The sequence below is a fragment of the Pontibacter indicus genome (assembly GCF_900156345.1).
Taxonomy (GTDB): Bacteria; Bacteroidota; Bacteroidia; order Cytophagales; family Hymenobacteraceae; genus Pontibacter; species Pontibacter indicus.
Map to the genome: position 1 here is coordinate 595,410 of NZ_FTPP01000002.1, position 22,821 is coordinate 618,230.

Genomic DNA, 22,821 nt, shown 5'->3' on the forward strand with positions numbered 1-22,821 from the left:
GCTGCGGCAGGCACATTTGCCTTTGCTAGACAGGATACTCCCTACACACAGAACCCTATGAAAAACCGTCTACACGCTATACCTCTTTTCCTACGCCCCCTGGCTGTGGGCTTTATCTTAGTGCTTTTGCAAGCCTGCGCCACCCAAAAACCCTACTACAGCCGCGACGTGCTCAACTGGCAGCAAACTGAACCCAAGGCAAATAACAAGGTAAACTATACCGTCTTCCTGATCGGTGACGTGGGAGCGCCCGACCTGAAGCAGCAGGAGCCTTCGCTCAAGCTCATGCAAAAGCAGATGAACGAGGCCGGGGCCCAGAGTGCTACCATCTTTTTAGGGGACAACGTGTACCACAACGGCCTGCCCGAACCCGGCCGTTACGACCGCGAGGTGTCGGAGCAACGCCTGAATGCCCAACTGGATGTGCTACGGGGCTACCAGGGCGAGAAGTACATGATTCCGGGCAACCACGACTGGAACCACAGCGGCCGCGGCGGCCTTGAGTTTGTGGTGCGTCAGCAGAACTATGTGAACGAATACCTGACTGAAGAGGGCATAGTGGTGGGCGGCGACTTTTATGTGCCCGGCGATGGCTGTCCTGGTCCTTATGAAGTGAAGATCAGTGACGATTTGGTGCTGATTGCCCTGGACTCGGAGTGGTGGCTGCACCCCTGGGAGCGCCCTTATGGCGCGGGCAGCAACTGCTGGGCCTCTACGGAAGCCGATTTTCTGGTGAAGCTGGAAGACATCATCGAAAAGCACCAGGGCTCCAACATCGTAGTGGTAGCCCACCACCCACTGTTCACGCGCGGCAACCACGGCGGGTTCTTCACCCTCAAAGACCACGTTTTCCCGCTCACCATGCTGCGCGACTGGATTTACGTGCCACTGCCAGTGCTCGGGTCCATCTACCCGTTCGCCCGCAAGTATGGTGGCATCCTGCAGGACATTCCGCACCCGCGCTACAACGCCTACATCGAGGGGCTGCTCAACATCTTCGACAAGTATGATAACATTGTGTACGCTGCCGGGCACGAGCACTCGTTGCAGCACTACAAGCACAACAAACTGACGCACATTGTCAGCGGTTCGGGCTGTAAGATACAGCACGTGAAGGGAGGCGGCAACGCCATGTACACCCACCAGGTGAAGGGCTTTGCCAAGCTGCTGTACTACGACAATGGCGAGGCCTGGGTAGAGTACTGGGCACCGAAAGGCGACGGCTCGGAGGGTACCATGACCTTCCGGACTCCGCTCTATGCCAAGGAGCCACGGCGCAAGCGGGCAGCCATCGTAGACGAAACCAATTACGCCGACAGCACCATTGTGGTGGCCGCCAACGACAACTATACCGCCAAAGGGCTGCGCCGCACCATGTTGGGCGAGCACTACCGCCGCGAGTGGGCCACACCTGTAGAAGTACCTTTGCTGGACATGCGCAACGAATTGGGTGGGCTCACCCCATACCAGAAAGGCGGTGGTAGGCAAACGGCCTCCCTGAAAGTGCGCAACCCCGACGCCCGCGAGTACACCCTGCGCACCGTTGACAAAGACCCGACCATGGCACTGCCCGAGTATTTGCGACAAACCGCAGCCAAAGCACTCTTGCAGGACCAGGTGTCGGCCCAGCACCCTTATGGCGCGCTCGCTATACCTCGGCTGGCCAGCGCGGCTGGTGTGTTCCATACCAACCCGAAACTGGTGTACATCCCGCAGACGCCTTACCTACGCCAGTACATGGATGAGTTCAGCAACACACTCGCTTTCCTGGAAGAGGACGCTGACGAAAACCACGAGGACGTAGCCAGTCTGGGCTTTGCAGAAAACCTGGTGGGCACCGACAAGGTGCTGAAAGAGTTGCGGCAGGACAACGACAACAAAGTAAACCAGCAGGAGTTTGTACGCGCCCGGCTCTTCGACATGCTGGTAGGTGACTGGGACCGCCACGAGGGGCAGTGGCGCTGGAAAGAGGAAAAGACCGACAGCGGCAAGGTATACATTCCAGTGCCCGAAGACCGCGACCAGGTATTCTTTAAGGCAGATGGTGTTATACCCTGGCTGGCCACCCGGAAATGGGGCGTTCGTAACGTCCAGAACTTCAGCCATGATTTCGACGACATTGTGGGGCTCAACTTGAGCGCGCTCACCATCGACCGCACCTTCACCTCGGCCATCACCCGGCAGGACTGGATTCGCATTGCCAAAGAGGTGCAGGCCGGCGTGACGGACCAGGTGATTGAAGAGGCCATCAACCAGTGGCCTGAAGAAGTGCGGGCTATATCGGGGGAGGAGATCAAAGCCAAGCTGCGCTCGCGCCGCGACAAGCTGCCGCAGGCGGCCGAGACTTACTACGAGCACCTCGCCAAAATGGTGGACGTGGCCGGCAGCGACAAGCACGAGCACTTTGTCCTGAACCGCCTGAATGATAATGAAACCCACCTGACGGTCTACAAGATCAACAAGGAAGGCGTGCTCCGCGACACACTTTTCAAACGCACGTTCTATACCTCCGAAACCAAAGAACTGCGCCTTTACGGGCAACGCGGCAAAGACAAATTTGAAGTGAACGGCGACGTGGGCAAGGGCATCGTCGTGCGCATCATCGGGGGCAACGACGAGGACGTGATCACCGACAACTCCCGTGTGGCAGGCGTGAAGCGGCATACGATTGTGTATGACACGAAAGAGGGCAATGTGTTCAACTTCGGGCCGGAGACGAAAGACGAAACCAGCATCAGCCCGGATGTGAACTTCTACGACCGCGACAATTACAAACTGCCTTACCTGGGGCCCCGCCTGTCGCTGGAGTACAACGTGGATGACGGCCTGTTTGTGGGGGCTGGTGTGCTCGCCCGCACGCATAAGTTCCGTAAGTCGCCATACGCCACAGAGCACCTGCTGGAGGGCAATTACGCCTTCCATACCAACTCTTTTAATGTGCGCTATACCGGCGACGTGCGACAGGTGTTCGGCAACTGGAACATTGGCGTGAACGCAGCCCTGCAGGGGCCGCAGTACCAGCGCAACTTCTACGGCTACGGCAACGACACCCGCCAGCAGGACGGGGAGGATGATTCTTTCTACCGTGTCCGGTTTAAGCGGGCGAGCGTAGGGGCGACGCTCAACAACAACCTGGCGCCGTTCTTCAAAATAGGGATAGGCCCCACCTACGACCGCTTCCAGGTGGTCAACGCCGACCACGAGACCTTTCTGGTAAACGAGGCGCTGAACGGCCGGATAGAGCCGGGCACCTACGATGTGGAGCAGGGCCGCTTCGAGTCGCAGCACTACGTGGGCCTGATGGCCTTTGCCGACATGGATATATTGGGCGAGGGCAACCTGAAGAACCCGCGCATCGGCATGCGCCTGCACAACCGACTGAGCTTCAACAAGCAGACCGACGGCGAGAAGCTTAGCTATACCCACGTGAGTTCAGAGTTCGCCTTCTACCTGACACCGAACTTCCCGTTCCAGCTTACCTGGGCAGGTCGACTGGGCGCGGCGCATAACTTCGGTGACTTCCGCTTCTACCAGGCTAACACACTGGGCGGCATGGACAATATGCGCGGCTACCGTCGCACCCGCTTTGCCGGTCGCAGCGCCATCTTCGCCAACGCCGAGGCTCGCCTCTCGCTCCTTGACTTTAACCTATACCTGGCGCCGGGCAGGCTCGGGGTTTTGGGCCTCTACGATGTGGGCCGCGTGTACCAGGACGGCGAGCGCGACACTGCCTTCTTCCGCAGCCTGCACACAGGTATAGGCGGCGGCGTATGGGCCGACATTATGCAGAAAAACGTGATTGTGCTGACCTATGCCAAAGGCGATGTGGAACGGTTGTGGACTTTAAGCTTCGGCTTTTTGTTCTAAAATGATCCAAAGACGTATAGCAAAAAGTGCCTCAATTGCGGCACTTTTTGCATTTAACGGCATGTAATAACCCACAAACTATGAAATTAACCTTACCTAAACTGCTCCTTATACCTTTGCTCCTGATAGGAGAACGCGCACTGGCTCAGGAAACAGAGCAGGACCTGACTGATGTGCAGAGACAAACAAAAGAGTACGCCAGCCCCGGCGTAAGGGGCATGGGCAAAAGCCGCGGCATTGTGATCGGCTACGAGCGCCTGCCCCAATTCGACATCGAGTCGGAGTCGGACAACCCGGAGGTGGGCAACGGACGGGCGCGGGTGCGGCGCCACAACAAGTTTTTTGTGCGAGCGCTGGCCCCTGTTATGAACAAGCCGCAAACCAAGCTGATTCTGGGCATAGACCATAAGTTTGAGGAGTTCAACTTCGAGAGTGTATCGCCGGCCTCCTATAGCCTGTACCGCAACCTGGAAGACAAAAACCTGAAAAGCCTGGGCCTGCAGCTCGCTTTCCTGCATTCGTTTGACGAGGTGCGTTTTATACTCGTGCGGGCAAAAGGCGAACTGAACGGCGACTATACCCGCGACAATATCAACGTATCGGATTACCTTAAAACCACTGTGGATGTGGGCTATGGCTGGAAGCGCAGCCCGGACTTTGCCTGGGGTATCGGTTTTCAGTTGGGCTATACCTTCGGGCGGCAGCGCCTGTATCCGGGCATCATCTACAACCGCACCTTCAACGACCGCTGGGGAGTGGAGTCCATCTTCCCGGCCAACCTGCGCGTGCGCTACAATGTGTCTGAAAAGACGCTCCTTTACACCGGCTACCGCATCGAGGGTGCCAGCTACAACCTTTACGCCAGCGAGCCGCCGCTCTCACAGTTCAACGACATTGAGCTGCGTCGCACCGACATCAAAGGCCTGCTGCGACTGGAGCAGGAGATCTACGACTTTCTGTGGTTTGCCGTGGAAGGTGGTTTTCGGCAATATTACCGCCACCGCGCTTTCGACGATGTGGGCTCTCGCGATGAGCTGATTACCAATAAACTTGCCGGGGCAGGCTACATTGGCATAGAGCTCTACGCCGTGCCACCCCGCAAACTGCTGGAGCGCAGTCAGAACCGCTAAAAAACACAGGTATAGAAACGACAAAGCCCGATCTGCAGGTATAGCGGATCGGGCTTTGTCGTTGCTGTAAGGTATAGCTACTTCGATTTCCGGGCAGGCTTCATCCCCTCGGGGATCAACCCACGCAGGTACTCGTAGGTGGCGTACTGTGACCGGACGTGGGTAGGGCTTGCCTGCGCTACATAGTTGTTGTCAATGTCGCGGGCCTTGGTATCATCGGTTAGCTGTAGATCTATGATGGTGCGGATCTGCTCAATCAGGTCTTTCTGCAGGATCGGGAAGGCGACTTCCACGCGGCGGCTCAGGTTGCGCGTCATCCAGTCGGCGGAGGCCACGTAATACTCCTCCTTGCCGTCGTTGTGGAAGATGTATACCCGCGCATGCTCCAGGTAGCGGTCTACAATGGAGCGTACCCGGATGTTTTCGCTCAGCCCCTCCACACCGGGCACCAGGCAGCAAATGCCACGCACCACCAGTTCGATCTTCACACCGGCCTGGCTGGCTGCGTATAGTTTCTTGATCATGCGTTCGTCCTGCAGGGCGTTCATCTTGAGGATCATTTTAGCGGGTTTGCCTTTGGTGGCGTTCTTTATTTCCCTGTTGATCAGATCCATAAAGCGGTCGCGCATGTTGATCGGGGCCATCAGCAGTTTCTTGAACTTCTTGTCAAGCTGGCGATCGATGAAAAAGTTGAACACCTGCTCCACATCCTGGGTGATGACCTTGTTGGAGGTGAACAGCGCATGGTCGGCGTAAATTTTAGACGTGTCCTCGTTGTAGTTGCCTGTGCTCAGGTAGGCGTAATTCACCAATTGCCCATCCTCGTTGCGGGTAATCAGGCCCAGCTTGGTGTGTACCTTCAGGTCAGGCAGACCCAATATGACGTTGGCACCGGCCTTCTGCAGTTTCGCTGCCCAGAAAATGTTCGACTCTTCATCGAAACGGGCTTTGAGCTCCACCACCACCGTCACCAGTTTGCCGCTCTTGGCAGCCTTCACCAGCGACCTGGCAATGGCCGAGTTGTCGGCAACGCGGTAGAGGGTGGCGCTCATGGCGGTCACCTTCGGGTCGTTAGCGGCTTCCTCGAACAGGCGCAGCACGTAGTCGAAGGACTGGTAAGGGTAGTGCGCCAGGTAGTCCTGCTTTTTCATGGCCTCGATCAGGCTCTCTTCCTTTTCCAGCAGCGGGTGCACGAGCGTTGGCTGCGGCGAGTACTTCAGGTCCGGCAGGTCAAAGTCGGGGAAGCCAAAGAAGTCGCGGAAGTTGTGGTACTTGCTGCCTTCCACCAATTCGTCCTCCGAGATACCGGTATGTGCCATAATGGCCTCCAGTATAGGTCGGGGCGTAACGGGGTCGTAGAGTAGGCGAGCCGGGTAGCCGGTTTCGCGCTTCTTCAGGCTCTTCTGGATCTTGGCCATCAAACTGCCCGACACCTCTTCTTCAATGTCCAACTCAGCGTCGCGCGACACTTTCACGGCATGTGCCTCGAAGCGGCCATAGTCCGGGTATAGCGCAGGCAGGCAGAATCGGATCACATCATCGAGGAACATCACATAGCGCTGTCCGTCCACAGTGGGCAGTTTCACGAAGCGGCCACCGTGCTTTTTGGTAGGGATCTCGAGCATGGAAAAGCGCTCTGGCTTCAGGTCTTTCTCCTTCGGCTCGAAGAGCTGCACACCCAGGTATACGGTCTGGTCTTTCAGGAAAAAGTGGGTCTCGGTCTCGTCGAGCAGGAGCGGCAGGATGTGTGGCTGTATGTGCTCAGCAAAGTAAGCCTGCACCCACTTTTGCTGCTCCTCGTTCAGGTCGTTTTCGGTGAGCAGGTGGATGTTTTGCTGGCGAAGGTCAGGCAGAATGCTCTCTCTGAAGACCTTTCCGAATTCCTCCTGCTGGCGTTTTACCTCCTGCAGCACCTGCTCAAAGGTATCAGCGGGGTCCTCGGATAGTTTTTCGCGGGTCTTCTTTTTGAGCTTGATCAGGCGCTTGAGCGTGGCTACGCGCACTTTAAAGTACTCGTCCAGGTTCGACGAGAAGATGGCCATGAACTTGATGCGCTCCAGCAGCGGCACGGAGCGGTCTTGCGCCTCCTGCAGCACGCGGTAGTTAAAGGCCAGCCAGCTGAGTTCACGGTTGATCAGCGGCGTGGTGGTTGGTGTTTTATCTTTGGTATCGGTTTGCATGGTTTGGTTTGCTGCCCGGTGCGGGGCATTTGTGTAAAAGTATAAGCAGGGCAGTCGGGTATGGAGCTATACCTGGCTGTCCTGCTGTGCTGTGTTATTTATGGTTATTGGGTACATCGTAAAACAAAAGGCCAGCATTGCTGCGGTTGACGCCAGGCCAGTCCTCGCAGTCGAACCGAAGCGCGACCACCCCGGCCGTGGGCATGCGGGAAAGGTGCTTCGGCGAGAGTAGGTTGGCGAACTCCGAAATGGATTCGTTATGGCCCACGATCACCATGCTGTCTACATTGGCTGGCGCCTCGCGCACAATTTCCAGTAGTTCTGCCGCGCTGGCGCCGTAGATGCGGTCATCTATGGCAATGTCGTCGGCATCGTAGTCGAGCTCGCGTGCCACCAAGGTAGCCGTGGTAAGTGCCCGCACCGCAGGGCTCGACAGAATGAGTTGCGGATTGACGTTGTTGGCCGCCAGTTCCTGGCCCATGAGAGGCGCATCGGTGCGGCCACGTTTGTTAAGAGGTCGGTCATGGTCGCTCAGCTCCTCGAACTTCCAGCTGGACTTGGCATGCCGCATGATATATAAGGTTTTCATAAGGTGGTTCTCTTTCAGAAAGGTATAGCAGCGCGTCTGTTACATAGCGTGCATGCTATACATGGTGTTTACTGAAAGGAGTGTAAAATAGTTTTGGCGGGGTGGGGAGGATGGTGGTATGGCGCGGGCGCCCGCGCCCGTGACAGCTATGGTGTGGCCTCTGGCTCATGTATACTGGCAGTATGGCTATACCTATCGTAGCTAATTTCTTGCTATACCTAAGCTGAGTTGTTTCATAGCTTGCCCTGGCCGGGCGGGCCTTACTTTTTGTCTTGACACAAAAAGTAAGCAAAAAAGTCAAGACCCTCCAAATCGAGGGCCCCTACCCCCACTCGCTGACCGCTCGAACAGTGGAGTGTCATTTCGTGCACCTGGCACCGCTAGGTGTTTCATTGCTTCCGTGCAAGTTAGTCTTGCTATACCTGTCAGTGATAGTTTATGATAGTAGTGGTAGACTACTTCCTAGGAGGGGTTAGGGGTGGTTGGGCCCGGTATAGCAAAACAAAAACTACAGCGCTTATACCTTGAAGTGGTAATGGCGGAGATTCCCCTCTCGAGAGGGGCAGGGGTGTGTTAATCGTGCACCGGAATCCTGAAAATCCTCTAATCCTGAAAATCCTGATTCAGACAAGCTATACCTAAACAGGCACTCGCAGGAGCTGCGGACGCTGCGAGGTCTTGGCGCTCCGTAGCCACAAAAAAAGGGAGCAGTCCCTGCCAGACTGCTCCCTTTCCAATGCTTCCAGGTATACCCTACACGTTATTCGGGTAGCGCTCAAAGTGGATCTCTGCTACACGGCGCTGCAATTCGGCGCGCAACTCGTCGATGTTGATGCGGTTGGTGGCTGATATGAACAGGGCTGGGGCGTGTACCTTGGCCATGTAGGTCGCTTTCAGGTCGTCGATGGAAGGGCGCACATTGCTGTGGCCATCCTCATGCATACCTGACTCCTCTGCCAGCTCCTGCTCGCGTTGCTCCAGGTATTGGTCTATCTTATTAAACACCAGCAGCACCGGTTTGTCGGCCGAGTTGATGTCAAGCAGGGTGTTGTTTACCACCGCAATGTGGTCTTCAAATGAAGGGTGCGACACATCCACTACGTGCACCAGCAGATCAGCTTCGCGAATCTCGTCGAGGGTGGACTTAAAGGCCTCGATGAGTTTGGTAGGCAGCTTGCGGATGAACCCTACCGTGTCGGACAGCAGGAAAGGGATATTGTCGAGCACCACTTTGCGCACCGTGGCGTCTACTGTGGCGAAGAGTTTGTTCTCGGCAAACACGTCGGACTTGGAGAGCAGGTTCATCAGCGTAGATTTGCCCACGTTCGTATACCCAACCAAGGCCACGCGCACCATACCTGCCCGCGACTTGCGCTGCTCAAAGTTTTGCTTTTCGAACTTCTCCAGACGCTCACGCAGCAACGAGATTTTGTCGCGCACAATACGGCGGTCCGTCTCGATCTCCGTCTCACCTGGACCCTTCATACCGATACCACCCTTTTGTTTGGAAAGGTGCGTCCAGAGGTTGGTCAGGCGAGGGAGCAGGTACTGGTACTGGGCCATCTCTACCTGGGCGTGTGCCTGGGCGGTTTTGGCCCGCAGCGCGAAGATGTCGAGGATTAGCAAGCTTCTGTCCACGATCTTCACCTGCAGCTCGCGCTCGATGTTGCGCACCTGCGAGGGGGTGAGGTCGTCGTCAAAGATCACCATGTCCACGCTGTGCTCTTTTACATAGGCTTTGATCTCTTCGAGTTTACCACTGCCCACAAAAGTGCGGATGTCGGGTTTGTCGAGTTTCTGCACGAAGCGTTTCAGGGTCACGGCGCCGGCTGTTTCGGTCAGGAAGGCCAGTTCGTCGAGGTATTCGTTGGTTTGTTCGTCGGTTTGTTTGTAACCGGGCACAGCCACCAGTATGGCGGTTTCCTGTGGTTTGGCGGTTTCGTAGTATTTTTGTTTACCCATTGTCAGATGTTAAGCGTAGCGGTTTGTCAGCCTTTTTTCCGGCGTGCATCATTGTACGTAATTAGCTCCGGACCCGGTCAAGATGAGCAGGTATAGCGGCCTGGAGCGGTTGCAAGTTAGGTGAAAAATTTCAGAAGAAAGGGGAAAAAGCCTAACTTGCCAGCCTATAAAAGAGCAGCCGCAAATCCCCTCATACCAGCCATGGAGCACAAGACCTATGCCATCGAAGGCCTGATCGAGTTTATACCGCGGGTGTTCCGCGATGAGCGCGGCTGGTTTATGGAAACCTACAATGCCAGCATGTTCGCGCCTTTCGGCATCAATCCGGTGTTTGTGCAAGACAACGAGTCGGTGTCGAAGAAAGGTGTGTTACGCGGGCTGCATTTCCAGAAGCCGCCTTATGCGCAGGGCAAGCTGGTGCGGGTTGCTTCGGGCCGTGCCCTGGATGTGGCACTCGACCTCCGCAAAAACTCCCCTACCTACGGGCAGCATGCCACCTGTATCCTCGATGCCGGGCAGCACAACATGCTCTACATTCCGGAAGGCTTCGCGCATGGCTTTGTGGCGTTAGAAGACAACACGAGTTTCCTTTACAAATGCACCAACCTCTACCACCAACTCTCCGAAGGCGGTATTCTCTGGAACGACCCGACCCTGGGTATAGACTGGGGTATAGCCGAGCCATTGGTGTCGCCAAAAGACGAAGTGCTGCCGCTGCTACAGGATTTTGACTCGCCGTTTTAATTTATCTACCCTTTATACTTCTACATGAAGAAATTATTACTCGTATGCCTCCTGCTCTGCTCAGTTACTGCCTGGGCACAGAAGAAAGAGGTCAAATTCCAGGTGAGGTTCACCCCGAATACAGCGTATGCTACTACAGTTTCGACTTACTCGAAGTCGGTGCTGAATTTTGAGGGCAGCCCAGAGCAGATGGCTGAAATCGAAAAGGAAATAACCTTGCCTTTCGTTATAGAAAACCGAAATGAGATGGTGGCCACCACTAGCACAGGGGCTTTACAGGAAGACAAAAGCATACCTGCTACCATCGTGTATGGCAAGGCCATTTCGACTTCAAAAAACAATGGCAAGGAAACTGTGGTGGAGAACCCGGTTTCTGGGCTGGTAGCGAAAGGCCGTTATAGCGAAGAGAGTAAATTCGTGATCGATACTCTGATCAGCGACAAGCTAACGGCTGAATTAGAAAATACAATCAGGTATATGCTGGAGAACGTGCAGAATCAGATCGTTTTTCCTGCTGACCCCATGAAAGTAGGCGATACGTTTGAGCAGCGTGTGCCCATGAGCATGCCCGTAACAGGTAGCGACCCTATCCACATGGTCATCATTACGAATTACAAGCTCAAGAACATAAAAGGCAACATCGCTCACTTCGATATCAACCAAACAGTAACGTTGGACATGGTGGCTCAGGGCACAAACATTGCCGCCTCAGGTACAGGGACAGGCAGCTCGGAGTTTGACATCAAAAACAGTTTTATAACCAAGTATGAGTCTGACTTGAAAATGAGTCTCACCGCTGATGTAAATAATGTAAAGATTATCACGTCTGTGAATACCCAATCGAAGCAACACGTGAAAATCAACTAACTGTTGACAGAAGTTTAAAGGCGAGGCCCGCGATACAGCAAATCGCGGGCCTCGCTGTTTTTAGGTATAGTGGAGAGTTTCTGCTGACTCCAGGTATAAGTATAAAAAAACAGCTACTCTATTTAGAGTAGCTGCCTGGATAAGGTATAAGTAATTGCCAAAGTCTAGCACATCAGCACATTCCGCATCATCTCCACATTTTCAAATCTTCAAATCTAAAGAACCTCCACCAACGTCTCCAGCCCCATACCTCTGGAGCCCTTCACCAGCACATAGCTCTCCGAAACCGGATGCTCCTGCAGCCAGCTTTGCAGCTCAGCCTTGGTGGCGAAGTAATGGAACTTGCTGTCAGCCGAAGTCGCGTGCTTCATCTCCGGTCCGCACAACAGCACCGTGTCGAAGTGCTGCTCCGCGATGATCTCGCCGATGGCTTTGTGCTCGGATGCACTTTCGGTGCCCATCTCCAGCATATCACCCACGATCACCACTTTGCGCGGAGCATTCATGCCGCCGAAGTTGCGGATAGCCGCCGCCATAGAAGTGGGGTTGGCGTTGTAGGCATCCAGAATCAGGGTGTTGGAGCCTTTCTGCATCACCTGCGAGCGGTTGTTCACAGGGCTGTAGTTGGCGATGGCGGTGTTGGCCTTCTCCAGCGGCACCCCGAAGTACTTGCCGATGCAAGCCGCGGCCGCCATGTTCTCGTAGTTATAGCTGCCTACCAGTTGGGTATGCACTATGTGGCCTTCCTCGTCTTTGTACACTACATAAGGCGAAGCCTCCAGCAGTTCGCTGTAGTAAAAATCGCCCTGGGCCGGGTAAGTTACTTTGCTTTCGATGCGGCGGCTCATGCGCATCAGGTGCTCGTTGCCGGTGTTTACGAACACCGTGCCGCCATGCTCGAGCAGGTGCACGTAGAGTTCACTCTTACCGCGGGCCACGCCTTCCAGACTCCCAAAGCCCTCGAGGTGTGCCTTGCCGATGTTGGTAATCATGCCATGGGTAGGGGAGGCGATGCTGCTGAGCAGGGCAATCTCGCCGATGTGGTTGGCCCCCATCTCGATGATCGCCATCTCGTGCTCCGGCCTGATGCGCAGCAAAGTAAGCGGCACACCGATGTGGTTGTTCAGGTTGCCTTGGGTATAGAGCGTGTTGAATTTCTGGCTCAGTACGGTATAGATCAGCTCCTTGGTCGTGGTTTTGCCGTTGCTGCCCGTTATGCCGATCACAGGTATGCTCAGCTGACGGCGGTGATGGCGGGCCAGGTCCTGCAGCGCCTGCAGGGTGTCTTCTACCACAAACACATTGTCCGATGCCAGGGCCGGATCATCTACCACCGCATATTTGGCGCCTTTTTCCAGGGCACCCTGGGCAAACTTAGCGCCTTTAAAGTTGGGTCCGTTCAGGGCAAAGAACAGGCTCTGGTCCTGCGGAGCACGGGAGTCGGTGCTGACGTGGCGGCACTCCAGATATTTTTGATAAAGAAAGTCGATGCTGTTCGGCATGAAATGCTTATTTTTAGTCTCTTAAATTGGTGGCAGCTACCGGAGTTTAGGTATAGCCCTCAGCCGCCGCGGCAATATACGTTCAAAACGGCAAAAGCAACAGCCTGATTGCCTAACAAACTGTCTATGCGCTACCTATTCTCCATTCTCTTTTTCCTGCTGCTTGTACCTGGAGTAATGGCGCAGGAGCCGCTTCGATTCAGCCAACGAGCCGATGTGCCGGTGATTGCCAACGGGGCCCTGTTGCAAAACCCCTGGGGCGGCGGCCTGAACACATCACAATTCTCCACCATCGACCTGAACAAAGACGGCCGCGACGACCTGTTTGTCTTCGACCGCATGCTGCGCAAAGTCTATACCTACCTGGCCGTGCAGGAGGGAGGCCAATGGCGATACAGGTATGCGCCCGAGTACGAGGTGATGTTTCCGGCTGAGCTCGAAAACTGGGTGCTGCTGCGCGACTACAACTGCGATGGCCTGAAAGACATTTTCACCAGTACGCCCTTGGGTATACGCGTATACCGGCAGGAGGCCACAGGCAACAAATACCCCACTTTCGTGCTGGCCGAGGATGCCCTCTTTTACCGGAGCCGCAACGGGGTGAACAGCATCAACATGCAAATGAACATCTCTGACATCCCTGCCATTGTGGACATGGACGGCGATGGTGACCTGGATATCCTGCTTTCAGAATTCTCAGGTGGTTATACCCTGGAGTATTACCAGAACATGCAGGTAGAAGAGGGTAAGCCCTGTGGCTCGCTAGAGTTTGCGCTTGGCTCTGATTGGTGGGGGCAGATTACCGAGTGCCATGGCTGCAACAATTTCGGCTTTGGCATACAGTGCCGCATGGCCGGTCCGCTGCATTCGGGCCACGACGGTTCTGCGCTGCTGGCCATCGACCTGGATGGCGACGGCGATAAAGATCTGCTGATGGGCAGCGTGGAGTGCGATAACCTGGTGAGGATGGAGAACGTGGGCACTAAGGCACAGGCCCGGATGGAAAGCTTCGAGGCGGTTTTTCCGGCAGGTGATCGTGCGGCCAATCTCAAGCTTTTCCCGGCGGCTTACTTTGAGGATGTCACCTTCGACGGTATACCGGACCTGCTTGTAGCGCCGAACAGCAACGAGAACATAGGTGACCTAGAGCTACAGCGCTCTGCCTGGCTTTACCGCAACACCGGCACTGCCAGCAAGCCGAACTTTGAGTTTGCGCAGGATAACTTTCTGCAAAGCCAGATGATTGACCTGGGCGAGAACGCCTACCCCGCCTTCGCGGACATTGACGGCGACGGCCTGCTCGACCTGCTGGTGGGTAACGGGCGGGCAAATCGCAATGGACGCTTTGTGGCAACGCTCAGCCTCTACCGCAACACCGGCACGCTGGCCGAACCCGCCTTCACGTTTGTCACAGACGACTACCTGAATCTGTCCAGCAAGGAAATGCTTTCGCTGAAACCATCTTTCTTCGACATCAACCAGGATGGGGTGCTGGATCTGGTGCTGACTTACAGAACACAGACGGGCTCAGAGCACCATGCTGGCGGCATGACGCACATGGAGTATTTTGTAAACAACGCGAAAGCCGGTCAGCCTTATGCCTTCAACACGACCCGCTCGTTTCACCTGCACACCCTGGCCAATGGCGATACGCCTTACTTGTTTCGGGTGGATGGGCAGCGCGTGGAAATGCTGGTGGGGAGAGCCGGCGGCACCCTGGACTATTACCGCTCTGCCGGCAGCGGCTTTGAGTTGGTTAAGGAAAGCATCGGGGGCATCAAATTTGACTTCTTCCGTCGCAACCTGGCACCCGTTGTGGTGGACATAGACGGCAATTTCAAGCTCGACCTGCTCACTGTAGACGATAGCGGCGCGCTGCGCATTTACAACGATTTTCTGGACAAGCTGGACGGCGACTTTACGGAAACAACCGAGGTGCTGGAAAACGAGCTGACAGGCGAGGCGCAGACTTCCCGCTTTGGTCGCGGACTAGGCCTGACGGTGGCCGAACTGAGCGGACCCTATCAGCTATACCTGGCTGTTGGCACACAGGGCGGCGGCCTATACCTGCTGCAGCAAACGGGCGGCCACTACGGCAACCCAAATGACAGGAGCGGTGCGCTGGAACTGAAGGTATACCCGAATCCGGTGGCAGGCAAGCAAGAGCCCGTGCAGGTTCAGGCAAGCGAGGCAGTCTCGATTGTGCTCCACGACATGATCGGCCGCAAGGTTTACGACGGAGCCGAAAGCTTCAACCGCCGCCATACCTTAGATGTGAGCAGCTTGAAAGCGGGCGTATACCTGCTGCGCGCCACCTCCCGCGACGGCCGCCACGAAACACGCCGACTGGTCGTACACTGATGCAGGCTTTTCTACTGATAGATCTTTCGGAGGAGATTGCTTTTGAGAAGCCCATCCTGAAAATGGTGCGCCAGCACGCGCCGGCTATACCTGTTTTCGACATTGATGCCCGGTCTGATGCTACCTTGCAACAGTACGCGGTGCGTCTGCTGCAGGAGAATCCGGAAACAGTGGTCTGTGTAAAGAGTGGGGCAGGAGACCTGAACCGGCTGCTACCGTTGCTCGAAGAGTTGCTTTTGCCACAACCACAACGTCATATCCTGCTTATCGGTGAGCATCCCCGCTTCCTGCGTATGCTGCAGGCCCGACCAGGTATAGCCTATACCTTGCTGGCTAACGAAGAAGCGCTGCGCCAGTTCCTGACTAAATCAGTTTAGCGTAAAAACATCTGCATCAAGGTGGGCCGGGAAAGCCTCCCGGAAATCCGTCAGCTCCTGTTTGCTCAGCGTGAGGGTGTGTATACCTTCCGCTTCGGAGGTCTCGAGCAGTTTATACCCTTTAGGGTGGATGATGGCCGAGCCGCCGGTATAGGGGTGGCCGTTGCCGTCAGTACCAACGCGGTTCACGCCCACCACATAGCTCAGGTTCTCGATGGCGCGGGCCTGCAATAGTGTGCTCCAGGCGTTGGCACGGGGCTTCGGCCAGTTGGCCACGTAAAGCAGCAGATCGTATTGACCGCCCACGTTGCGGCTCCACACCGGGAAGCGCAGGTCGTAACATACCAGCGGGCAGACGCTCCAGCCCTTTAGCTCGACCAGCAGCTTTTCTTTGCCCGGGGTATAACTGTGGTGCTCCTTTGCCATCCGAAAGAGGTGACGTTTATCGTAGTGCTCGTAAGTGCCGTCGGGGCGCACCCAATACAGTCTGTTATAAAATTGCTCGCCTTCCTTCACCATCACGCTGCCGGTCAGCACGGCGCTATACCTGGCTGCTTCCTCCTTCATCCACTGCAGGGTAGGGCCATCCGCGTTTTCTGCCAATCCGGCTGCATCCATACTAAAGCCCGTCGTGAACATTTCCGGAAGCACGATCAGGTCAGTCGTGGGTGCTGTAGCCGCTAGTTTTTCGGAGAACATCTTCCGGTTAGCGGAGGCGTCCTGCCAGTGTAGTGCGGTTTGGATGATGGTGATGCGGAGGTCCATTTTTAAAGAGTAATGAATAGAGAAGAATGAGTAATGAATAATGAGTAGTGATTAATGATTAAAACAATCAACAATCAACAATCAACAATCAACAATCAACAATCAACAATCAACAATTACAGCCCTACCAACCGCTCCGCTGCCTGCCTTAGCGTTTCCTCACTTTTGGCGAAGCAGAAGCGGAGGTAGTGGTGGTCGGTTTTGTTGTGGTAGAAGGCGGAGACAGGTACGGAGGCGACGCCGATTTCCAGGGTCAGGCGTTTGGCGAAATCCAGGTCGTGCTCGGTGGAGATTTTATCGTACTTCAGCAGCTGAAAATAAGTGCCTGCCGAAGGGACAAGCTCAAACCGCGATGGACGCACCAGCTCGCAGAACAGGTCGCGCTTGGCCTGGTAAAAGTCGGGGAGGGAGCGGTAGTGGGCTTCGTTGTCCATGTAGTCGGCAATGGCCAGCTGCAGGGGGGTAACCGAGCAGAAGGTGATGAACTGGTGCATCTTGCGCAGCTCAGCCGTTAGCGCAGGAGGGGCCACCACATAGCCGATCTTCCAGCCGGTAGTATGGTAGGTTTTCCCGAATGACGAGATGACGAAAGTCCGCTGCCGAAGACCCTCGATTTGCAGGGCGCTCACGTGCTCCTTGCCATCAAACACCATGTGCTCGTATACCTCGTCGCTCAAAATCAGGATGTCGGAACCGTCGGTCAGGCTGGCCAGCTTTTCCAGGTCTTCGCGCGGAATCACGGCGCCGGTCGGGTTATGTGGCGTGTTGATGATAATCAGGCGGGTACGGCTCGAGATGTTCTTCTTCAGCAAATTCCAGTCGATGCTGAAGTCAGGTATAGCCAAGGGTACGTAGATCGGGATGCCGCCCGCCAGGCGTATGGCAGGCGCGTAGCTGTCGTAGCAGGGCTCCAGCACCACTACTTCGTCGCCGGGTTTCACCACAGCCGTGATGGCGGCAAACAGTGCCTCCGTAGCGCCTGTCGTGACCGTTACCTCCTGGTCCTGGTCCGGACGGTAGCCGTATACCTTCTCCGTCTTTTCGCTGATCTTGTGGCGCAGCGCCGGCATGCCGGGCATCGGGGCGTACTGGTTATAGCCCTCCTGCATATACTTCGTCACCAGCGCAATCAGTTCATCCGGGCAGTTGAAATCAGGGAAGCCCTGCGACAGGTTAATAGCGCCGTGCTCGTTGGCCATCGCCGACATCACTGCGAAAATACTGGTGCCAACATCGGGTAGTTTGCTGCTTGGGTAGTTGATCATAGGGAGGGTTTTTACCGATGAACGAAGATAGAAGTTAAAGGCAATATTCCAAGTATATTTAGCCCAGGGCCGCTGCCACGAGCTGCTTTAGAACAGGTATAGCTTCCTGCTCAAACCAGGGATTTCGCCGCAGCCAGAACTGGTTGCGCGGAGAAGGGTGGGGCAGTGGCATGTAGGCAGGCAGGAAGTCTGCCCAGTTTGTTACGGTTTCGGTAAGCGTAGGTCTGGCCCTTTCACCTAAAAAGTAGTCCTGTGCATACTTGCCTACCAGCAGTGTGAGCTGGATATTGGGAAGCAAGGGCAACAGTTGTCGATGCCAGTGTTGGGCACACTCAGGGCGGGGCGGCAGATCCCCGCTTTTGCCCTTGCCGGGGTAGCAGAAGCCCATCGGGATGATAGCCACCTGCTGCTCGTCATAAAACACCTCGGGCGCTATGCCCATCCACTGCCGGAGGCGCTTGCCGCTCTGGTCGTCCCAGGGAATGCCGCTGGCGTGCACCTTGGTGCCGGGCGCCTGTCCCACGATCAGCAGCCGGGCGGAAGGGGCGGCCCGCAGCACAGGCCGGGGACCGTGCGGCAGGTGTTCGGCACAGAGGCGACAGGCGCGCACCTGTTCGAGTAAGCTGTCGAGCGTCGTGTTCATAAGGTACGAAGGTACGGCGATCTGCTAACAAAATGCGTTTTATCCTGTATACTCAGGTTATATGCAGCGAAGCTTACCCGTACTTTTCCTGTTGATCATCCTGCTCCTCTTTTCCGGTGTGAGCCGGGCGCAGGAGCAGCCTATCTATAAAAATGCCTTCACCGTGAAGTTCTTTGGCCTGTCGATGCACCTGCGCCAGACGCCTTACCCGGAACTGTTCAAAAACAGGCTCGACCGAAAAGGTATAGCCGTGCTCAATTTTGGAGGCATCGTGGGCTACGACCGCTTTGTGGTGCGCGACGTCATCAGTGTGCGGGTAGAGCAGGGGCTGTATTCCGACTGCGCCTCTTCGCTGGCGGGTTTCACGCACCTGGGCTGGCGCGGGCAGATCTTCAGGACAGGGCGGCACTCGCTCAACGGCGGTTTCGGGCCCACCCTGGTCTACCGCCGCGACTGGAACCGGCTGCCGGGCTACGAAGACGACGGCTACTTCAGCCGCAGCGGCGACTGGCAGTACAAGTTCTATTGGTACGGCGGCGAGTTTGAGTATAATTACCAGCTAAAGGGACAGTACGATCTGTCGCTCAACCTGGTGCCCGGCATACCGGAACTGGTGTCGTTCGGGGCAGGGTTCAGGAAGCGTTTTTAAATAGGTTGGCACTTTTACCAGCCGCGTTCTTCCCAGTCCTCGTCGGGGCGGCTCTGGTGTCGGCGGCGCTGCTCGCGCAGCGGAGGGAGTTGGTCCTGCTGTTGCCATCTGTCGCGGGCATGCTGGTTTTGCGGGCTATATTGTCCGCCATCGTCGCGCCAGTTACGGTGCTCGTGCCTTCTGTAAGGCGTGTGGTGATCGTCTGAGAAACCGTGCAGGTGGCGGTTTATGTTCTCGTGCTGCCGATAATCACTTTGCCGCTGCTGGTACTCGTGCCGCTCGCGTTCCGCGCGCGCGCGCATCTCCTGTTCATAACGCCTTCTTTCCTGATCATGCATAAAGGGCGTTGGTTCATCCCAGCGGCTGCGAAAGTTCTGCTGCTCTGTTTCGTGGTGTGGATGCGGACGGCCCGTGCGTCCGTGCCGCTCATGGTGTCTTCTTTCTTCCTCGTGATGCATGTCTTTTCTATTTAATTCCTGAGATATCTAACATAAAGCACCGGTGACAAGACTGACTGTAACTGAAAACGCTTACGGCCAGACAGGTCACAGTACCGGATTTTTATGTACGGGCACGCGGGCCCGATGTTTATCAGCGCTCGGAACGCGCATAAAAAAAGGCAGCCCGCCGGTGACGGGGGCTGCCTTCATACTAATCTACTACCAAAGTAACCTAATCTGTCTGCTATACGCATTAGCGGCGGTTGCGTTGGTTTCTGTCAGCATCTTTGTAATAATCATCGCGGCCGGAGTCTGTTTCATCGGCCCAGAGCGGCCCACCTTCGTAGCCACGGTCAAAATTGCGGTCGCGGAACGACTCACCGCTGTAACGGTGGCGGCTGCTCAGTTGCTCGGCCCGTCGGTCTGAGTCGTATTGGTGGCGAGGCCGGTATTCCGGGTCATCGGAGTGCATGATGTCGTTCCAGGTGTCGCGTACGCGCTCAAAGAAGCCGCGCTTGTCGTTATCATTGGTTTCAGGGCCTACGTGACGGGAGTAGCGGCCTTCGGTATACCAGTTGTGCGAGCCGCTGCCGTAGCGGTAGTCGGTCTCTTTGTAGCGGCTGCGGGTGCCGGGGCCTTCGCGCCACAAACTGTCCTGCGAGGTTGGAGGCTCGTTGTAGTTGCCTGGCTGTGACCCGCTGCCCATCTGCTGGCCGTAAGGGCGCTGACTGCCGCTTTCCTGGCCTCTATAGCCGTGGTTCAGGTACTGGCTCTCGTTGCGGTAGGGGCTTTCGCGGCGGCTGCCGTAGTGGCCGGTTTGGTAAGAGTCGCGGTCGCTCTGGTATGAGCCTGGCCTGTTGCCTGTGTACTGGCCGCCCCCGGTCTGCCGGTTGCGGTCCTGTGCTCCGCGCGGGCTGGGGCCGGTATGGAAGAAGTTGCGCTCATCCCATTTCTTTTCGCTCGTGTTCTGACCTCGGTAGGTATAGCGCTGCGGGTGACCTTGTTCTCTGTCTTTGTTGTATAGCTCGCGGCCGATGCGCTGGTTGTAGTCGCCCGGCTTGTCGTGGTGTTCTGCGTCGTTTCTCATGATTTTATTTGTTAAATAATAGATGCCCTGTTCTTGCGCCGTTTAAACGGTGGCGCTATTTTTTACGGCTTACGGGGGCTATTGTTGGCACAGGCTCAGGTATAAAAAAAGAGGCGCCCCTTGTGAGGGCGCCTCCTGAACTATAAAATGGGTGCTTTAAAAATAAGTTTCCATGATCTCGCGCACATCGGCCTCCGCCAGCGGCTTGGAGTAGTGCTTGCGCACCTCCGGGTATTTTTTGAGTCGCTCCAAGTCGTAGAAGCTGGCCGAAGAGGTGAGCATCAGCATGACGGTTCGCAGCTTTTTATCCTCCTCAAAGCGCTGGTACTCGTCCAGAAACTCAAAGCCATCCATCACTGACATTTTGATGTCAACAAAGATCAGGTCCGGCTTCGGGTAGTTCTCCTCGCCGTTGAAGGCTCTGTTCAGGTAGTCGAGCGCTTCCTCCCCATTGGTTACCACCCTGATGTCCGAAGCCGCCTCCATGCGGGAGAGCAGGCGCTGGTTCAGGTAATTGGTTGTATCATCGTCGTCTATCAGCAGGATAGTCTTTACAGATTTCATAGTCGGTATTTTGTGTTCTTTTACAAATTATGACCTTTTTTGTTCTAAACAAAGTTAAAAAACTTAAGATCCGGATTCCCCTTTGGCCAGCGCCTCGGCTCTCTGCCTGGCTTTCACGAGGTTAGTCACCTCTACGGCCGATATCATAATGCCTTCTATTCTGGAAGTGCTGTCGAACAAAGGCTGGTACTTAAAGTTAAAATAAGCATCGCGCAGGTCGCCGTTCAGATCCTGGTCAATCTGCGTGAAGTACTCGTTGAGGTATACGACGCGGCCTTTGGTGTATACCTCGTCCAGCATACGGAAAAAACCGAGCGACTCCAGTTCCGGCCAAAGCTCCCGGGCGGTGCGGCCAATGTAGTTGCGGTTGCCATAGAGCTTGTATACACCCGGCGTTACATACTGGCACACATGATCCGGGCCGTTCAGCATGCACAGGTGTACCGGCGATAGGCGCAGCATGTTTTCCAGTTGTATGTCTTCGCGGTCCTCCGGCGGGTTCTTCTGGTCGTCTATATCGGTGAAAGTGCCAATCCAGAGCGTAATGTTGCCGTCGGCGTCGCGCATGGGCAAACCGCGCTCCTGAAACCAGCGGTAGCTGCCGTCCAGGTGATGGCGGATGCGGTACTCCAACTCGTAACTGGCGCCTGAAGTGATGGCATTATGCCAGTTGGTGAGCACGGTGGCGGAGTCTTCGGGGTGAACGACGCTAATCCAGCCGTCGGTCTGGCCGGAGCGCATACCGGTATAGCTGTACCAGTTTTCGTTGAAGTAGAGCACCTTGCCCTTAGGTGAGGCCGTCCAGGCCATGTGCGGGAGCACCTCCAGCAAATGGTGGAAGCGGGCGTCGCTTTCTTTCAGCGCTTCCTGCGTGTCGTGGCTCTGTGTAATGTCGATAATGGAACCGATGGTGCGGATAGGCTCGCCCTGCGCGTTGTAGGTCGTGTAGCCCTGGTCCAGGATGTAGGCGTAGGTGCCGTCGGCTTTCCGGAAACGGTACTCGCCCTTCCAGGTGCTTTGCTTGTTGGCGAGGGCCTCTCGGATACCGCTCTGTACCCGCTCGAAATCATCAGGGTGCACCCGCGAGTCCCAGGAGTCGCCGTTTTTCCCCATTTCCTCAGGCTTGTAGCCAAATATTTCCTGAAGTCCTTCGCCCCAGATCATGCGGTCGTTCACGATGTCGTACTCCCAGGCAATGGCCTTGGTGGCGTTGCTGATCAGGTTGAGCTGCTCCTGGCGCTGCTGGTTCAGGCGGTCGCCCAGGATCTTGTCGGTTATGTCGCGTATTTCGTGCACCAGGTACTGCACCTCGCCGTTTTCACCCACAATCGGAATAGTTGTCGTCTTCCAATAACGCTCCTTAAAACCGTCTGCCGTCGGGATGTCGTAACGGAGCACGTCGGTATGGTAGGGCTTTTTGTGCAGCAGCGCTTGCTGCAGCGAGCGGTATACGGTGCCCTCGGAGTCCAGCAGCGGAGTGTCGGGGTTGTTTGGGAAAATACGGAAAACGTGCTGGCCCATCGCCTCGGCGCGCTTCACGTGCGTTTGCTCAAGCAAAGCATCTGTCGCCTCAAGAATGACGAGGTCAGGCGTCAGGACAAGGTATAGCCCTGGCAAAGCCCTGAAGATAGGCTCCAGCATGGGAGGAGATGTCGCGATATTTGGATGCACAGGTATAAAACTAAAGTTCGGTTTTCACAGCGTAAGAGCACTAAAATAGCAAAATTTAGTCTAATGCTTGTCCTAAATGTAGTGCTCCCTCAAAATATCAGTCAGCTGCGCCTGCCATCACACCAGGATAGCAAGCGCAGCCGCGCTAATGTGTTTAT

General features: G+C 55.7%; 18 protein-coding genes. 7 read left to right on the forward strand and 11 right to left on the reverse strand.

Annotation, left to right across the window (positions count from 1 at the left end; all coding sequences use genetic code 11):
• The first annotated feature begins 57 nt into the window (after window positions 1-57).
• Window positions 58-3,867 carry a metallophosphoesterase gene (locus tag B0B12_RS11310; RefSeq protein ID WP_244554688.1) on the forward strand — a complete coding sequence of 1,270 codons (3,810 nt, stop codon included), beginning with the start codon at window positions 58-60 and terminating at the stop codon, window positions 3,865-3,867.
• Window positions 3,868-3,947: 80 nt separating this feature from the next.
• On the forward strand, window positions 3,948-4,997 hold the full coding sequence (locus B0B12_RS11315; RefSeq protein WP_139337795.1) for a DUF6268 family outer membrane beta-barrel protein: 1,050 nt from the start codon (window positions 3,948-3,950) through the stop codon (window positions 4,995-4,997).
• A gap of 77 nt (window positions 4,998-5,074) precedes the next feature.
• On the opposite strand, the gene ppk1 is transcribed toward B0B12_RS11315, so the two are convergent.
• From ppk1 to hflX, 3 genes are all read right to left on the reverse strand, one after another.
• Window positions 5,075-7,177: a polyphosphate kinase 1 gene (gene ppk1, locus B0B12_RS11320; protein ID WP_076668942.1), complete on the reverse strand. Its 2,103-nt coding sequence runs from the start codon at window positions 7,175-7,177 to the stop codon at window positions 5,075-5,077.
• A 94-nt stretch (window positions 7,178-7,271) separates the two neighbouring features.
• A complete protein-coding gene (locus B0B12_RS11325; RefSeq protein ID WP_076668944.1) occupies window positions 7,272-7,766 on the reverse strand; it encodes a SixA phosphatase family protein in 495 nt (164 codons plus the stop codon).
• A 753-nt stretch (window positions 7,767-8,519) separates the two neighbouring features.
• A complete protein-coding gene (gene hflX / locus B0B12_RS11330) occupies window positions 8,520-9,728 on the reverse strand; it encodes a GTPase HflX (RefSeq protein WP_076668946.1) in 1,209 nt (402 codons plus the stop codon).
• A gap of 201 nt (window positions 9,729-9,929) precedes the next feature.
• On the opposite strand from hflX, the gene rfbC reads away from it, so the two are divergent.
• Window positions 9,930-10,472 carry a dTDP-4-dehydrorhamnose 3,5-epimerase gene (gene rfbC / locus B0B12_RS11335; RefSeq protein ID WP_076668948.1) on the forward strand — a complete coding sequence of 181 codons (543 nt, stop codon included), beginning with the start codon at window positions 9,930-9,932 and terminating at the stop codon, window positions 10,470-10,472.
• Between the two features lie 24 nt (window positions 10,473-10,496).
• A complete protein-coding gene (locus B0B12_RS11340; RefSeq protein WP_076668950.1) occupies window positions 10,497-11,339 on the forward strand; it encodes a hypothetical protein in 843 nt (280 codons plus the stop codon).
• Between the two features lie 215 nt (window positions 11,340-11,554).
• On the opposite strand, the gene B0B12_RS11345 is transcribed toward B0B12_RS11340, so the two are convergent.
• Window positions 11,555-12,841: a UDP-N-acetylmuramoyl-tripeptide--D-alanyl-D-alanine ligase gene (locus B0B12_RS11345; RefSeq protein WP_076668952.1), complete on the reverse strand. Its 1,287-nt coding sequence runs from the start codon at window positions 12,839-12,841 to the stop codon at window positions 11,555-11,557.
• Window positions 12,842-12,967: 126 nt separating this feature from the next.
• Between B0B12_RS11345 and B0B12_RS11350 the strand changes: the two genes are divergently transcribed.
• Together B0B12_RS11350 and B0B12_RS11355 are read left to right on the forward strand one after the other, a co-directional pair.
• Complete coding sequence (locus tag B0B12_RS11350) at window positions 12,968-15,202, forward strand: T9SS type A sorting domain-containing protein (RefSeq protein ID WP_076668954.1); 2,235 nt, start codon at window positions 12,968-12,970, stop codon at window positions 15,200-15,202.
• A complete protein-coding gene (locus B0B12_RS11355) occupies window positions 15,202-15,579 on the forward strand; it encodes a hypothetical protein (RefSeq protein ID WP_076668956.1) in 378 nt (125 codons plus the stop codon). The genes B0B12_RS11350 and B0B12_RS11355 overlap by 1 nt, the downstream gene beginning before the upstream one ends.
• On the opposite strand, the gene B0B12_RS11360 is transcribed toward B0B12_RS11355, so the two are convergent.
• The 3 genes from B0B12_RS11360 to B0B12_RS11370 form a co-directional block, all read right to left on the reverse strand.
• Window positions 15,571-16,344 (reverse strand): amidohydrolase, encoded by a 774-nt coding sequence (locus B0B12_RS11360; protein WP_076668958.1) that lies wholly within the window; start codon window positions 16,342-16,344, stop codon window positions 15,571-15,573. The two genes, B0B12_RS11355 and B0B12_RS11360, sit on opposite strands and share 9 nt — an antisense overlap.
• Window positions 16,345-16,460: 116 nt before the next feature.
• Window positions 16,461-17,609, reverse strand: a complete 1,149-nt coding sequence (locus B0B12_RS11365) for a methionine aminotransferase (RefSeq protein ID WP_076668960.1) — start codon at window positions 17,607-17,609, stop codon at window positions 16,461-16,463.
• A gap of 58 nt (window positions 17,610-17,667) precedes the next feature.
• Window positions 17,668-18,252: a uracil-DNA glycosylase family protein gene (locus B0B12_RS11370; RefSeq protein WP_076668962.1), complete on the reverse strand. Its 585-nt coding sequence runs from the start codon at window positions 18,250-18,252 to the stop codon at window positions 17,668-17,670.
• Between the two features lie 61 nt (window positions 18,253-18,313).
• Here B0B12_RS11370 and B0B12_RS11375 point away from each other — a divergent pair, with 61 nt between their 5' ends.
• Window positions 18,314-18,901 (forward strand): hypothetical protein, encoded by a 588-nt coding sequence (locus B0B12_RS11375; RefSeq protein WP_076668964.1) that lies wholly within the window; start codon window positions 18,314-18,316, stop codon window positions 18,899-18,901.
• Between the two features lie 14 nt (window positions 18,902-18,915).
• Here the strand turns inward: B0B12_RS11375 and B0B12_RS11380 are convergent, their stop codons facing one another.
• The 4 genes from B0B12_RS11380 to B0B12_RS11395 all read right to left on the reverse strand — a co-directional run bounded on the left by B0B12_RS11380 (window position 18,916) and on the right by B0B12_RS11395 (window position 22,663).
• The gene (locus B0B12_RS11380) at window positions 18,916-19,359 is read right to left on the reverse strand and encodes an acyltransferase (protein WP_076668966.1); all 444 of its coding nucleotides are present in this window, start codon (window positions 19,357-19,359) and stop codon (window positions 18,916-18,918) included.
• A gap of 235 nt (window positions 19,360-19,594) precedes the next feature.
• Entirely contained in the window at window positions 19,595-20,428 is an 834-nt protein-coding gene (locus B0B12_RS11385) for a hypothetical protein (RefSeq protein WP_076668968.1), read from the reverse strand.
• Window positions 20,429-20,584: 156 nt separating this feature from the next.
• Window positions 20,585-20,992 carry a response regulator gene (locus B0B12_RS11390; protein ID WP_076668970.1) on the reverse strand — a complete coding sequence of 136 codons (408 nt, stop codon included), beginning with the start codon at window positions 20,990-20,992 and terminating at the stop codon, window positions 20,585-20,587.
• Between the two features lie 63 nt (window positions 20,993-21,055).
• A complete protein-coding gene (locus B0B12_RS11395) occupies window positions 21,056-22,663 on the reverse strand; it encodes a PAS domain-containing protein (RefSeq protein WP_139337796.1) in 1,608 nt (535 codons plus the stop codon).
• Window positions 22,664-22,821 lie beyond the last annotated feature (158 nt).